This is a genomic window from Vibrio sp. KUL80 (genome assembly GCF_059725495.1).
Map to the genome: position 1 here is coordinate 3,329,314 of NZ_AP045841.1, position 13,094 is coordinate 3,342,407.

13 protein-coding genes are annotated in these 13,094 nt (G+C 48.7%); 6 read left to right on the top strand and 7 right to left on the bottom strand.

The genetic code is table 11. The annotated features are described in order from the left end of the window. Nucleotides 1-48: 48 nt before the first annotated feature. Both AC6I8U_RS15465 and hupA read right to left on the bottom strand, forming a co-directional pair. Nucleotides 49-735, bottom strand: a complete 687-nt coding sequence (locus tag AC6I8U_RS15465; protein WP_042478602.1) for a DUF1481 domain-containing protein — start codon at nt 733-735, stop codon at nt 49-51. A 211-nt stretch (nt 736-946) separates the two neighbouring features. Continuing rightward, nucleotides 947-1,219 (bottom strand): nucleoid-associated protein HU-alpha, encoded by a 273-nt coding sequence (gene hupA, locus AC6I8U_RS15470; RefSeq protein WP_042478600.1) that lies wholly within the window; start codon nt 1,217-1,219, stop codon nt 947-949. A gap of 316 nt (nt 1,220-1,535) precedes the next feature. On the opposite strand from hupA, the gene AC6I8U_RS15475 reads away from it, so the two are divergent. After that, nucleotides 1,536-2,690, top strand: coding sequence for a CNNM domain-containing protein (locus tag AC6I8U_RS15475; RefSeq protein ID WP_234494719.1), 1,155 nt, complete (start codon nt 1,536-1,538; stop codon nt 2,688-2,690). A 90-nt stretch (nt 2,691-2,780) separates the two neighbouring features. Here the strand turns inward: AC6I8U_RS15475 and AC6I8U_RS15480 are convergent, their stop codons facing one another. Then, entirely contained in the window at nt 2,781-4,670 is a 1,890-nt protein-coding gene (locus AC6I8U_RS15480; protein ID WP_498017309.1) for an ATP-dependent zinc protease family protein, read from the bottom strand. Between the two features lie 273 nt (nt 4,671-4,943). Between AC6I8U_RS15480 and AC6I8U_RS15485 the strand changes: the two genes are divergently transcribed. Further along, a complete protein-coding gene (locus AC6I8U_RS15485; RefSeq protein ID WP_498017310.1) occupies nt 4,944-7,262 on the top strand; it encodes a Tex family protein in 2,319 nt (772 codons plus the stop codon). A 96-nt stretch (nt 7,263-7,358) separates the two neighbouring features. Here the strand turns inward: AC6I8U_RS15485 and AC6I8U_RS15490 are convergent, their stop codons facing one another. Then, nucleotides 7,359-7,808, bottom strand: a complete 450-nt coding sequence (locus AC6I8U_RS15490) for an ATP-dependent Lon protease (RefSeq protein WP_234494722.1) — start codon at nt 7,806-7,808, stop codon at nt 7,359-7,361. A 135-nt stretch (nt 7,809-7,943) separates the two neighbouring features. Further along, on the bottom strand, nt 7,944-8,714 hold the full coding sequence (gene bioH, locus AC6I8U_RS15495; RefSeq protein WP_498017311.1) for a pimeloyl-ACP methyl ester esterase BioH: 771 nt from the start codon (nt 8,712-8,714) through the stop codon (nt 7,944-7,946). Between the two features lie 82 nt (nt 8,715-8,796). Between bioH and AC6I8U_RS15500 the strand changes: the two genes are divergently transcribed. From AC6I8U_RS15500 to cysQ, 4 genes are all read left to right on the top strand, one after another. Then, nucleotides 8,797-9,489, top strand: a complete 693-nt coding sequence (locus tag AC6I8U_RS15500) for a ComF family protein (RefSeq protein WP_498017312.1) — start codon at nt 8,797-8,799, stop codon at nt 9,487-9,489. Nucleotides 9,490-9,556: 67 nt separating this feature from the next. Next, nucleotides 9,557-10,183: a Fe-S biogenesis protein NfuA gene (gene nfuA / locus AC6I8U_RS15505; RefSeq protein WP_156111134.1), complete on the top strand. Its 627-nt coding sequence runs from the start codon at nt 9,557-9,559 to the stop codon at nt 10,181-10,183. Nucleotides 10,184-10,365: 182 nt separating this feature from the next. Continuing rightward, nucleotides 10,366-10,923 carry an ADP compounds hydrolase NudE gene (nudE, locus tag AC6I8U_RS15510; protein WP_234494725.1) on the top strand — a complete coding sequence of 186 codons (558 nt, stop codon included), beginning with the start codon at nt 10,366-10,368 and terminating at the stop codon, nt 10,921-10,923. 1 nt (nt 10,924) lies between these two features. Continuing rightward, entirely contained in the window at nt 10,925-11,752 is an 828-nt protein-coding gene (gene cysQ / locus AC6I8U_RS15515) for a 3'(2'),5'-bisphosphate nucleotidase CysQ (RefSeq protein ID WP_498017313.1), read from the top strand. A gap of 79 nt (nt 11,753-11,831) precedes the next feature. Here cysQ and AC6I8U_RS15520 read toward each other — a convergent pair whose 3' ends face one another. Next, a complete protein-coding gene (locus AC6I8U_RS15520; RefSeq protein WP_446569893.1) occupies nt 11,832-12,590 on the bottom strand; it encodes a type II secretion system protein N in 759 nt (252 codons plus the stop codon). A gap of 3 nt (nt 12,591-12,593) precedes the next feature. Then, entirely contained in the window at nt 12,594-13,088 is a 495-nt protein-coding gene (locus AC6I8U_RS15525) for a type II secretion system protein M (RefSeq protein WP_128648810.1), read from the bottom strand. Nucleotides 13,089-13,094: the final 6 nt, after the last annotated feature.

Genomic DNA, 13,094 nt, shown 5'->3' on the forward strand with positions numbered 1-13,094 from the left:
CATATTGAAAAGGGTGCCGATTGGCACCCTTTTTTTGTTCAACACTCGTTAGATTAACTCTGGCTTCGGAATACAGTCTTTTGAACCTTCGGCGAGCATCAGCAGTTGCTCTACTCTAGCGCCTGTTAGTCGCGTGCTTCCCAGAAAAGCCACATAGCTTTCAACCTCAGCTAAGCGCTTGACCACAAAATTCGGTAAGCTCTCCTCAAACTTGATATCGCTAAACTCGATGCCATTACAGGTTTCTAGAGTTTCACCATCCCAATGCCCTTGAACGAGCTCTAGACCATCACTGTCTTGCTCTTTCACACGCTCAACGAGCAGTGAGGCTTCTCTTTGATAGTTCTCAAGCTGAGCTTTCTTGACCGGTAAGACCTTACCGTTGCGGCGATACTGCTGATAGATAGCTTCACCATCTTTATTGAAACGCACGTGAATACGGTAGGTCACCTCACCAGTCTCTATCTCGTTTTGCACCCCTTCGCGCACAAACTCACGTAATGTGTCGCCTTCCCATCGATAGTTGGATTGATACCAACCATAGTCGTTCATGTTGACGTAATCAGCAGCACTGTATGGCCGCGTCAGCTTTTCGGTGTACCAATAGAAACTCGTCGCATCACCAAGGGTTTGCCCGCCCGTATAGTTCGAGAATTGATTGAGACTAGGCGATGGCGTTGAGGAACAGCCAATCAAGGTGGCTGCGAGAAGTGAAACCAACAGTGTTTTTTTCATAATTTGTTAGACACCTCGTGTGAACGCAAGATATGGAAAATGACTCTCCTGCAGAAGTAGGACAGTAAATAGCGAATCGCGTTCAGTCAATTGTAGCTCTTTAGTGAGGAGACAGATGGGTAACCGCGCTGGCGCTCAACACGCTTAACAATCCATCACAGGTAGGGAGTAGAGAGAACAGCACCGACGCTGGGCGTCGGTGCTGTAGAAATTATTTAACTGCGTCTTTTAGCGCTTTACCAGCTACGAATGCTGGAACGTTCGCTGCAGCGATTTGGATCTCATCACCAGTCTTTGGGTTACGACCAGTACGAGCTGCACGGTGGTTTACTTTGAACGTACCAAAACCAATTAGTTGAACTTGGTCACCTTCAGTTAGCGCTTCAGATACGCCTGAAAGCGTCGCTTCTAGCGCTGCTTTAGCTTGTGCTTTTGATAGGTCAGCTTTTTCAGCGATAAAGTCGATTAATTGGGTCTTGTTCATTAGGTTTCCCTTCTTCATGTTATCGAGTTAAAGCCCACTCTAAATCATAAAGCCCCCATCTGGCAAAGGTTTGTAGCCGTTCTTTGTCGCTTATGACGTAGATTTAACCGTTTTATGAGCATTAACTCACAATTTGTTACCCAAAGATTGAGTTTGAAACCTTGTAAATTATTGCATAAAGTCCCATAAATGCTCTGCGGCTCAACCGATAAGCCTGATAAATCGGTCTGTCGCTACTGTTTTTAAGCACTCACCAACAATGCACAGGCTCATTTGCAGCAAAGTTAGGTTGATGTGTGCACTTACTAGGAAATGAATGTTTCTCTTATCGGTTTATATCGCTGTCGCCATTGGTGTGTCGTTTATCTGTTCGGTATTGGAGGCGGTACTACTGAGTATTACCCCAAGCTATCTCGCTCAGCTAAGACAACAGGGGCACCCTGCGGCAGAAAAACTGTCCAAGCTAAAAGCAGAACTTGACCGACCGCTGGCGTCTATCCTGACCCTAAACACCATCGCCCATACTATTGGTGCGGCGAGTGCTGGTGCTCAAGCGGCGAAGGTTTTCGGTAGCCAATGGCTAGGTGTGTTCTCTGCCGTACTTACCTTGGGTATCTTGGTGTTGTCAGAAATTGTCCCTAAAACCATTGGTGCGACCTACTGGCGCCAATTAGCGCCAGTGTCAGCAACTGTGCTGCGTTGGATGGTATGGGCATTGACGCCATTCGTATGGTTCTCGGAGCAAATCACTAAACGCCTAGCGCGTGGTCATGAAACGCCGAAGATGCGTGATGAGCTATCAGCGATGGCCATGCTAGCAAAAGAGAGTGGTGAGTTTGCTGAGGGTGAGTCGAACATCTTGAATAACATCCTCAACATTCAAGACATTCCAGTGACTCAGGTAATGACGCCTCGTCCGGTGGTATTCCGCGTACCCGCTGAGATGACCATCAATGAGTTTTTGACTGAGCACAAAGATACGCCGTTCTCACGCCCATTGGTGTATAGCCAGCAGAAAGACAATATTCTAGGCTTTGTACACCGCTTAGAGCTGTTTAAGCTTCAACAACAAGGCAGCGGCGAGAAGCAACTAGGATCGGTGATGCGCCCAATCCAGGTGTTGTTTAACACCATCATGTTGCCGAAAGCGTTTGAACAGATGATGGCGGCACGTCTGCAGATTGCCATGATTGTCGACGAGTACGGTACCATTCAAGGCATTATCACTCTGGAAGACATCTTCGAGCACTTATTAGGGCAAGAGATTGTCGATGAGGCGGACAAAACCACCGACATGCAAGAGTTGGCTTATCAGCGCTGGGAAAACTGGAAAGAAAAGCACAGCATCGTAGATAACTCTGACGATGATGACGAAGAAGCACCAGTAGAGAAACCAGAGTCAACAATCGCCTCGGACGAGTCTGAAGAAGCAAAGCAAGAGCAAGACACGAAAGACAAAAAAGAGTCTTAAGCCCGCTTAATCAAATAATGCTCAAACAAAAATGGCTGCGAACTTCGCAGCCATTTTTTTATCAGTGACACTTTTTTCATCAGTGATGAGTTAGTGACTGCCAATCTCATTGCCAAGCAAGAAGTTCTCATCACTGCTTACTACCACGCCATACTTAAGGAAATTCTTACCTAAGATCATGCTATAGTGAAAGCGAGAGCGGTCTTGCAGATTGACACGAATGGTTTTCTCAACATCACCTAGCTTCACGCGCATATTCACCACAGGGCGAACATTCGCTTTCTCACCCGCTTTAGCTCGGATGCGCATGACATCGACCACCTCACGAGTAAACTCTTGCTTCATGTCCATATCATTGGTGTAGGTAAAGGTGACCATCTTCTTGCCATCTTTTTCGAACTGCTTGATGTTGGTCGCGTTCATTGAGCTAACATCCGCGCCGGTATCAAGTTTAACTGGGAAGGTTAACCCCTCAACAGTGGCGTTCTCGATGTGACCCGCAGTAAACACCGGGTAGGCATCAAGCAGGTTTTCACTGCGTGAATTGACTAAAACGCCACCCTTGGTCGCCTTTTTGCCAATGATGAAATATGGCTCTTCACCCTCATCACTGTCGAGCGCCTCCAAAGCAAACTCAACGGTCACATCGCGATCGCCGACGATAAACTCGCCATCAACCACAGGTCTTACCGTATCGCCTACCTTGATGCGACGTAGAATGGTTTTACGGATCTTTTCTTCATTACCTAAGTCACTCGACAGGTAATACTCCACTTTATCTCGACCTTTAGCTTCAATGATCTCAAAGCTGCTGACTTTGAGTAGTGGTGTACTGACCGCAAACGACGGCTCCGCATTAAGCTGGTAACCATCTAGAATCAAACTCTCAGTTGGGGAGACCACCAGCGGCTTATCTTTCATACGTTGAGCAAAACTTTGCTTTTTCTTCTCTAGCTTGCCTTTAGCGCCGGTATCAACCACAAAATTCTTGTTGAGGGTGTTCAGGCCCAAACGCAGCTGAGTGCTCTGCTTAGAGCGATCTTTCAAATAGACCTGAATCGTACCCTCAAAATCTTTGCCACCCTTGAATGGTACAAAGATCATCGGATATTCATTACCTGAGACCGACAGCATCTTCACCAATGGATAGGTTACACGCTTCTGAGCTGCCTCTTTACCGACGAGATCGAAGCTGACTGTGTTGGCTTTCTTGTCGATCTCAATATTCTGCGCATTGAGGATACTGTAGTTATTTTTCAGCGAGATACTAACGTCAACTGGCACATCATCAATAGAGCCAGACTCGCGGCGACCAATCACTTGCGCGTCTTTTTGCTCTTGTAAGTAGTCATAACCCGCCATTACCCAAGCGTTGTTGGCCAAGAAGGTTTTACCAATCAGAATTGGCGCACTGAATCCGCTACGGTCAGTCAGATTGACCTCAGTTTCGACGGTTTTGCCGGCGATGGTCATAGGCAGAGTGATAACCGGGCGATAGATAGGTGTTGAACTCGTACGGCTACGAATCACACTGGTGCGCGTTAAAGGGCGCTCCATTTCAATCTTTTCACCGGTGTAAGGGTGTCTAAGCGTGAACGTCACAACACCTTGGAAGTTACGCTCATCGTTATCAAACTCTTCAAGCCACCAGTCACTCGCTGAGCCACCGTACTCATCCACGATAGTCTGCATCAGCTTTTCACCACTAAGCCCTTGGTATTTTGGGTTATTACTGATGACTTTGATGTTTTCAGCGTGCATCGATGTAGTGTCTGCACCCGTGTCAATCTTACCGACAAATGGGATGCCTTCTAGCGCGTCAATATCTTGGTAGTAAACACTTTCAACGCGCCCGAGGACGATTTTATCTTCAATAGATAAAACTGGCGCCTGTGTAGTAGAGAGATCTGGTGCAGCCATAGCCCACCCGCTTGTCATTGTGGCAAGAATTAACGCCAACTTAGTTGCTGTAGTTTTCATTTTAATACATCCATTCATCGACTGACTCTGAATAAGCATGAGTCCCTAAGACAACGGTCGACTCACATCGTTTACCGACTCCTTTAAACTTTACAGAAAACCAACGGAATATCCACGTGATTATCAATAAATTAGCAAACCCTCGCTAAATTTCACCCTTTAGTGAAACATAAAAATAACCCAGTAATTGCAAATCGGCGCTCACGCCCCTATATCCTATGGATATCAAGGAGTACAAAGCACTCCCCAACACAACCACAAGAGAATACACGGATGAGCCAAGCTATCTGTCAACTGATTGCTAAAGAGCTGAATGTCAGCCATAAGCAAGTTGAAGCCGCTGTTACCCTGATTGATGACGGCAACACCGTCCCATTTATCGCTCGCTATCGAAAAGAAGTCACGGGAGGTCTTGATGATACCCAGTTGCGTACCCTCGACTCTCGCCTAAGCTATCTACGTGAACTTGATGATCGCCGTCAAACGATTCTTAAATCCATCGACGATCAAGGCAAACTGACCGACGAACTGCGTGTGGACATTGAAAGCGCTGACAACAAAACTCGCCTAGAAGATCTCTATCTACCCTACAAACCAAAGCGCCGCACCAAAGGTCAGATTGCGATAGAAGCAGGCCTCGAGCCACTCGCGGATCTGCTCTGGACTGAGCCAAACAATGAGCCGGAGAGCGCCGCGTCTAACTACATCGATGCAGAAAAAGGGATCGCGGACAGTAAAGCGGCGCTGGATGGTGCTCGTGCCATCGTCATGGAGCGCATTGCCGAAGATGCCGACCTACTAGAGAAGGTCCGTCAGTACCTCAACCGACATGCAGAGCTGCGCGCTCGCGTGGTATCTGGAAAAGAAAACGAAGGCGAGAAGTTCAAAGACTACTTTGAACATGATGAGCCAATGAGCAAGGTTCCCTCACACCGAGCACTCGCCATGCTGCGCGGTCGTAACGAGGGCTATTTACAGCTTTCCGTTAACGCTGATCCTGCAAACGAAGAGGGAGCTCGCGAGTCATACTGCGAAACCCTGATCGCTGAACATTATGGTATTCATCTCAGTCAGGCGCCTGCCGATGCATGGCGCAAGCAAGTAATTAGCTGGGCATGGCGCATCAAGGTATCGATGCACATGGAAACCGAACTGATGGGCGCACTAAAAGAGCGTGCTGAAGTCGATGCCATCACGGTATTCGCCACTAACCTGAAAGATCTGTTGATGGCGGCACCAGCAGGTCCAAAAGCCACCTTAGGTCTTGACCCAGGTTTGCGCACTGGCTGTAAAGTGGCCGTTGTGGATGCCACAGGTAAAGTTCTCGCAACCGATACCATCTACCCGCACGCCCCGCAAAAACAGTACGATAAAGCGGCACACGTGGTAGAGCAGTTGGTGCGTCGCTTCAACGTGGACTTGATCGCCATCGGTAACGGTACAGCTTCTCGCGAGACTGACAGCTTTGCCGCCGACGTCATCAAGCGCGGCAACCTCAGTGTGCAAAAGATCATTGTAAGCGAAGCGGGTGCCTCAGTGTATTCAGCGTCAGAACTCGCAGCAAAAGAGTTCCCGAATATGGACGTGTCACTGCGCGGCGCCGTGTCTATCGCAAGGCGTCTACAAGACCCATTGGCAGAGCTTGTGAAGATTGATCCTAAATCAATTGGTGTCGGTCAATACCAGCACGACGTCAGCCAAACTATGCTGGCGAAACGCCTTGATGCGGTCGTCGAAGACTGTGTAAACGCCGTTGGCGTGGATGTGAATACCGCTTCGGCTGCCCTACTAACGCGTGTGGCAGGTTTGTCTTCGACGCTTGCTCAGAACATTGTCGACTACCGTGATGAGAACGGTCGCTTCGAAGCACGCACCACTCTTAAGAAGGTCGCACGTCTTGGTCCAAAAGCCTTCGAGCAGTGTGCAGGTTTCCTACGTATTATGGATGGCAAGAACCCACTTGATGCTTCATCGGTGCACCCAGAAGCGTACCCTGTGGTTAAAACGATTGCTGAAAAGACAGGTCGCGCGCTCAAGTCTATCATTGGTGATACGGCATTTCTTCGAACCGTTAATGCGGTCGATTACACCGATGACACATTCGGTTTACCAACCGTCACAGACATCATCCGCGAGCTTGATAAGCCTGGTCGTGACCCGCGCCCAGAGTTCAAAACGGCAACCTTCGCGGAAGGCGTCAACACTATCAATGATCTCGAACCGGGCATGGTACTGGAAGGCGTGGTCTCTAACGTCGCAAATTTCGGTGCCTTTGTCGATATTGGTGTTCACCAAGATGGTCTGGTCCACATTTCAGCGCTTACCGATAAGTTTGTTGCCGATCCACGTGAAGTGGTGAAAGCGGGCGATATCGTTAAGGTGAAAGTGATGGAAGTAGACGCCAATCGTAAGCGCATCGGTCTATCCATGCGCTTGTCCGATGAACCTGGTGCGGACAACCGTCCCGCTCGCGGAGGTAAAACCGCTCGCGACAACCGCGGGTCTCAGCGTCAGCGCGCACCAAGACAAGAATCAGGCAACAGTGCGATGGGCGGTGCATTTGCAGCGGCCTTTGCCAAAGCCAAGAAATAGCGCTCTGGCTAATAACACAGGCTGAAAACGCAAAAGAGCACCTATCTAGGTGCTCTTTTAGTATTCATCAAAAGCTATCTCACTCACTGCTAAACACTACCCAACGGCAATGATGTCCGACGGCGTATTTGGGGCAACCGAGTGGCCATAATGATATCGGATCACGGTACGACGCTTCGCCATTCTCCCTTCCATCAACGCTGCCTGCATGATTTTAGGAGGTAAGCGAAATCGCATCGCATAGCCTTTTCCTTGCGACTCGCTATAGGTATTTAGTGATAGCAGATGAAACAAGCGCTCTATGGGGTCTTCGTTGTCAGACACGTCTTCTTCGGTGTCATACTCAGGATGCTCTGCGGGATCCCAAGCTGTGCGCTTGCGCCGTTTTTCCTCTTCGTTGATGCGACGCTCGGCATTGGTGCGCGCCAATTCCACGGTAGGGACTATCGGCTCTCGCACTTTGTTGTCACGCGCTGCTTGCTCCGTCTGGGGATTCACAGATGGAGCGATAACTGGAGCACTAACACTGTTGGGCGACACTATCATCGGTCACTCTCCTCTGCTGTGAGTGATTAACGCCAAAACCTCAACAACTAAACGGGATTGATTTTCAATCCTCTGATTACTTTATCGGAAAAACGGCTCCAAGCTTTACCGATTTGTGTAAAAAAACATGCAAATTTAGACGCGTAACCCAATGACTCTTGTGACAAACTCGTCTGTCTCTGTGATAAATGGTGCGTGAGAAGACTGGGTAAAAATATGACTCTGATGAGTCGACATTTGCGCATCTAGCTGTTTTACAATTCGTACCGGAACCAATCCATCCAAACGTCCATACCAACGATGGACTGGCATCGACAATTGCGACAACTGCGGGCGATAATCTAAGTTATCTAACCACTCTAGCCCCAACATAAGGGCGCTTGGGCACGGCATAGGTCTGGAGAGTACCGCTTGCTTGAGCAGCTTAATATCTTGACGCGCGCTCGGACTCCCCATGGCTTGAAGCGCCATAAAGCGTTCGATCGTGAGCTCAAAGTCATTACTGAGCTGTGCCATAAACGCGCTGAGTACGTCTTTCTTGATACCGCGCCACTGTTCTCCTTCCGAAAACTTGGGCGAGCTCGCCAGTGTCACCAGCTGACTGACTCTCGATGGGTAAAAATGGGCGATATGGGTAGCAATCAAACCACCTAGCGACCAACCCAACCAAATAGCGTGCTCAGGAGCTTCGTCTAGTAGCATGTCAGCAAGTTCTTGCATCGACTGATAGGACACTTGATGGCTGAGTCCATAACCGGGCAGATCGACGGTATGCACTGTAAAGTGTTTGGCTAGTTCACGGCTACATGCTGACCAAACCGCACCGTTCATCCCCCAGCCATGCACTAGCACAAGATCCGGTCCTTGTCCTTCAGTCTGCCAATGGACTTTTGCTACTTCACTCACACGCTCTCCTACTCATTTGGTTCTTTTTCTGTTTCGATTTGCTCCATGCTAAAGGGAATCCCCTTCACGTCAACTCAGACCAATGCGATTTATCACTCAACTACCCAAATTGTGTCATCTATGTGGGCTCACCATCGAACGCTCTCTCGGTCATAACCTATGGTGTCACCACTGCCAGCCTTTGTTTAACTTTCATCAACATCGATGCCAACAATGCGGACTCACATTTGAGAGCAGTGCAAGCATCTGTGGTGAATGTCTTAAGACACCGCCACCGTGGGACAAAATGGTATGCCTTGGTGATTACCAGCACCCTCTGTCGCACTTTATAAAGCGCATCAAAAATAACAAGCAGCCTAGCATAGTTAAGCCGCTAACCCAGATGCTGAGTAAAGAAATAGACCACCCTGCCCCGTTACTGATATCTGTGCCCATGCTGTTTCACCATGAGTTTTTACGAGGATTTAATCTGAGTGAAATGATATCAACCGGCATCGCTAACCAGTTCTCTGGCTCAGAGTGTGCGCATCACATCTTTCGTAAGCACCGCCATACGCGTGTTCAAAAGGATCTTAACCGAGAAGAAAGGCTCCACAATGTGCGCCGAGCATTTTCGCTTAAGCGAGTACCCAGTTTGAAACATGCGGCAATAATTGATGATGTGGTCACAACCGGTGCAACGGTTCGTCATTTAAGTGAATTATTACTTGAAGTAGGCGTAGAAAAAATTGATATTTACTGTTTATGCCGCACCCCAAAGTCATCCTACGGATGATTCGTTAGCCAGATTGCGCATAGGATATGCAAATTATTTTTTGGCATCTACTCGTGACAGGAGTAGAATGGGGGTAATAACCTACAAACTTACTCAGGTATTCGTCGTGTCAAATCCAATTACTATTACAGAAAGTGCGCAAAGTCACTTCGCCAAACTGCTGGCTCAACAGCCAGAGGGTACGAACATCCGTGTTTTTGTCGTTAACCCAGGCACTCAAAACGCAGAGTGTGGCGTGTCATACTGCCCACCTGAAGCGGTTGAGTCTAACGACACCGAATTCAAGTACGAAGCGCTATCTGCTTATGTTGACGAACTCTCTCTACCGTTTCTAGAAGACGCAGAGATCGACTTCGTGACGGACAAAATGGGCTCACAACTCACCCTCAAAGCACCAAACGCGAAGATGCGTAAAGTCTCTGATGATGCGCCACTGATGGAGCGTGTTGAGTACGCTATTCAAACACAGGTTAACCCACAACTTGCTGGTCACGGTGGTCACGTAAGCTTGATGGAAATTACCGATGAGGGCATCGCAATTGTCCAGTTCGGTGGTGGTTGCAACGGCTGTTCAATGGTGGATGTCACGCTAAAAGAAGGCATCGAGAAGCAATTGCTTCAGGAGTTCTCTGGCGAGCTAACCGCCGTACGAGACATGACTGAGCACGATCGTGGCGAACATTCCTATTACTGATCGCTGCAACCGCTAATTGCAAACCAGTATTTGAATCAGAGCGCCGAGGTAATCCTTTGCGCTCTTTTTTTTAAGCGTTCCATTTGGCGCGCGACTATTTCCTATATATATTAATGACAAACAGACTATTCGTACCATAGGCTCACACGACTTCGTTATGGTACTAGCCAAGGAGAAAGCCCATGCCGTCCAAAAAAGGACCTGAGATCTTAGCCCAAAAGACCGTTGCCGAATCTAGGCTATTCAAAATTGAGGCATTAGACTTAGCGTTTTCCAATGGCACCAAACGAACTTACGAGCGCATGAAACCGAGTGGTCGCAACGCCGTGATGATGGTGCCTATTACCGAGCATGGTGACATCTTATTGGTTCGTGAATATGCAGCGGGTACTGAGCGCTATGAGCTTGGCTTCCCGAAAGGGCTTATCGACCTTGGCGAAAGTCCAGAGCAAGCCGCCGTTCGTGAGCTGAAAGAAGAAATTGGCTTTGGTGCCAACACACTCACCCCTCTCAAAGAGGTCATTTTGGCTCCTTCTTATTTTTCGAGCCGCATGACGCTATTCGTTGCTCAAGATCTCTTCCCTGAGCAGCTCGAGGGTGATGAACCAGAACCTCTAGAAATCGTGAAATGGCCGTTAGCCCAAGCCGATGAGCTACTCACCCATCTCGACTTCTCTGAGGCTCGCAGTATAACCGCATTGTTATTGATGCTAAGAATGAAGTCAGAATTGGGGTTGTAACGTGACAACAAGACACTTAGATCTATCGCACCATCTTCCTGATGTCATCGACATCGCGCGTCAAGCCGGGCAGCTTATTCTCGATATCTATGAGAATAAAGAGTACGAGGCTTACACCAAAAACGATGACACTCCGGTAACCAGTGCTGACTTAGCGGCGCACAAGCTGATTGTCGAAAAGCTCTCGAGCCTGACACCAGACATCCCAGTCCTTTCCGAAGAGGCCGCGGATATCAGCCTTGAGCAGCGTTCTCAATGGGATACGTATTGGCTCGTGGACCCACTTGATGGCACACAAGAGTTCATCGCACGTAGTGGCGATTTCGCCACCATTATCGCTCTGGTCAGCAACAATAAGCCGATAATGGGAGTCGTGTACGCGCCAGTATCAGGCGTGACCTATCACGCTTATGAAGGCAAAGGTGCGTGGAAAATACCAAGCCTGGGTGAGAGCTTGCGTATTAAGGTGCTCAAGCACGAGCTACCCAACCAATCTATCGCTATTGCAATAAGCCGTCGCCAAAATATCAACCGCATCACTCAGCGTATGAGCTCGGCATGGAATTATGACTTGGTTCCCCTGGGCTCTGCGGCCCTTAAAGCCTGCTTAGTTGCAGAGGGGGCTGTAGATTGCTATCTGCGCTTAGGACCAACAGGTGAGTGGGATACTGCCGCGACGCAGTGCATCGTCGAAGAAGCCGGTGGCACCATTCTCGATACCGAACTTCAACCACTCTCTTACAATGAAAGAGAGACTTTGGAGAATCCAAACTTTATTGTGATAGGCGATCGAGACTTACCTTGGGACCAGATTCTCATCCAACAATAGGTAGCGTCAGTTGCTAAATGAACATTAAAAAAGGAGGCTATGCCTCCTTTTTTAATGTTCTACCTTCTATCACAACGCACTAGAAGCGACCTTGATAGTTAAACGAGTAACGCCCCTGCCCATCTGGATTGCCTAGCCAGCTCAACTGCTGACGCATACCGTTTGGGAACTCATCTTCAGGTTTAAACCACGCCTCAGATTGATACTGACGATTGGGGGTCACACTGGCTGAAAACTCGCTCGACACTTGATTGCTGCTTTGACTACCTTTTGCCGACAGCACACTCTCGCTACATGACAAATCTACAATAGTCGGACCGAGACCAAGACTACCAATCGGTGATTCTATATACCCAGCATTCCACGATAAGCTGCCATCTCCGCTCGCACACCAAGGTGAGGCGTAGTTTAGCGATTTAATCGCCAGCTCTAACTGGCCACCCGCTTTGATCGGGACTGGCACCGGCGCATATTGCACGACGGTATCTGCTGGAATCGACGCGAGGACATTCTCTAAATAAGCCCCAGACATACCGACACCTAAGTTACCGCGCCCAGACAAACCTAAAGCACTGCCTCGACCAAAACGCACAGCGTATTCAGGAGAGAGTGTCATCAGGCTCGACCAACTGAACTGCCACGACACATCACCAATAGAATAGTTTTGTACTCGCACATTTTGTGCGCTGCCCTGCCAAATAGTGCCTGTTGTACCATCAAGCGCCAGCTCTCGCGGCATTGGGGCGTAACTCAATACTATGCTGGCAGGAAGATGATAAATCGCACTCGCTACGAATACGGTGGTACCTAATAAACCGTACTTGATGACCTTCTTGATCACTTAGCCACCCCTCGTAAATTGCAGTCGGTTTACCTCTATGACACCGCTTTGATCTGCTTTATCGATATCTAGAATCTCAACCGTCACACCATGGTTGTCTTGCAAATAAAACAGCCAGTTGACGAAAAACTCGAATGGGATCGGTTTAATCCAAACCTGAAGCTGGTCGTTACGAGGCTGCATACGAATCAGTTCAATACTGAAGCGGTTAGTCGATGAGGTAATCACTCGGTTGAGAGGCTCTTTTGATACCACGACACCACCCGCTTGTCTTTGCTGGGAGATATCATCTGCCTTTTGCTTTACCCAACTGAGCAGTTGACGCTCCGACTGAATGCGTGACTGAGCCATCTCGGTGCGCTGTGCAAAGGGAGCCAGAATGCCCCAATAAATGATGCCGAGCACAGTGACCAGCGAACAAGCGATCACTAAGCGCTGCTCTCGCTGGCTAATGCTCAGCCACCAGCTTTGAAGATTAAGTAATAGTCCTTTCATCACGCC

Excerpts from the sequence above, each read along its gene's own strand:
- AC6I8U_RS15465 (WP_042478602.1), bottom strand. The coding sequence starts at position 735 with ATGAAAAAAACACTGTTGGTTTCACTTCTCGCAGCCACCTTGATTGGC.
- hupA (WP_042478600.1), bottom strand. The coding sequence starts at position 1,219 with ATGAACAAGACCCAATTAATCGACTTTATCGCTGAAAAAGCTGACCTA.
- AC6I8U_RS15475 (WP_234494719.1), top strand. The coding sequence starts at position 1,536 with ATGTTTCTCTTATCGGTTTATATCGCTGTCGCCATTGGTGTGTCGTTT.
- AC6I8U_RS15480 (WP_498017309.1), bottom strand. The coding sequence starts at position 4,670 with ATGAAAACTACAGCAACTAAGTTGGCGTTAATTCTTGCCACAATGACA.
- AC6I8U_RS15485 (WP_498017310.1), top strand. The coding sequence starts at position 4,944 with ATGAGCCAAGCTATCTGTCAACTGATTGCTAAAGAGCTGAATGTCAGC.
- AC6I8U_RS15490 (WP_234494722.1), bottom strand. The coding sequence starts at position 7,808 with ATGATAGTGTCGCCCAACAGTGTTAGTGCTCCAGTTATCGCTCCATCT.
- AC6I8U_RS15500 (WP_498017312.1), top strand. The coding sequence starts at position 8,797 with ATGCGATTTATCACTCAACTACCCAAATTGTGTCATCTATGTGGGCTC.
- nfuA (WP_156111134.1), top strand. The coding sequence starts at position 9,557 with ATGGGGGTAATAACCTACAAACTTACTCAGGTATTCGTCGTGTCAAAT.
- nudE (WP_234494725.1), top strand. The coding sequence starts at position 10,366 with ATGCCGTCCAAAAAAGGACCTGAGATCTTAGCCCAAAAGACCGTTGCC.
- AC6I8U_RS15525 (WP_128648810.1), bottom strand. The coding sequence starts at position 13,088 with ATGAAAGGACTATTACTTAATCTTCAAAGCTGGTGGCTGAGCATTAGC.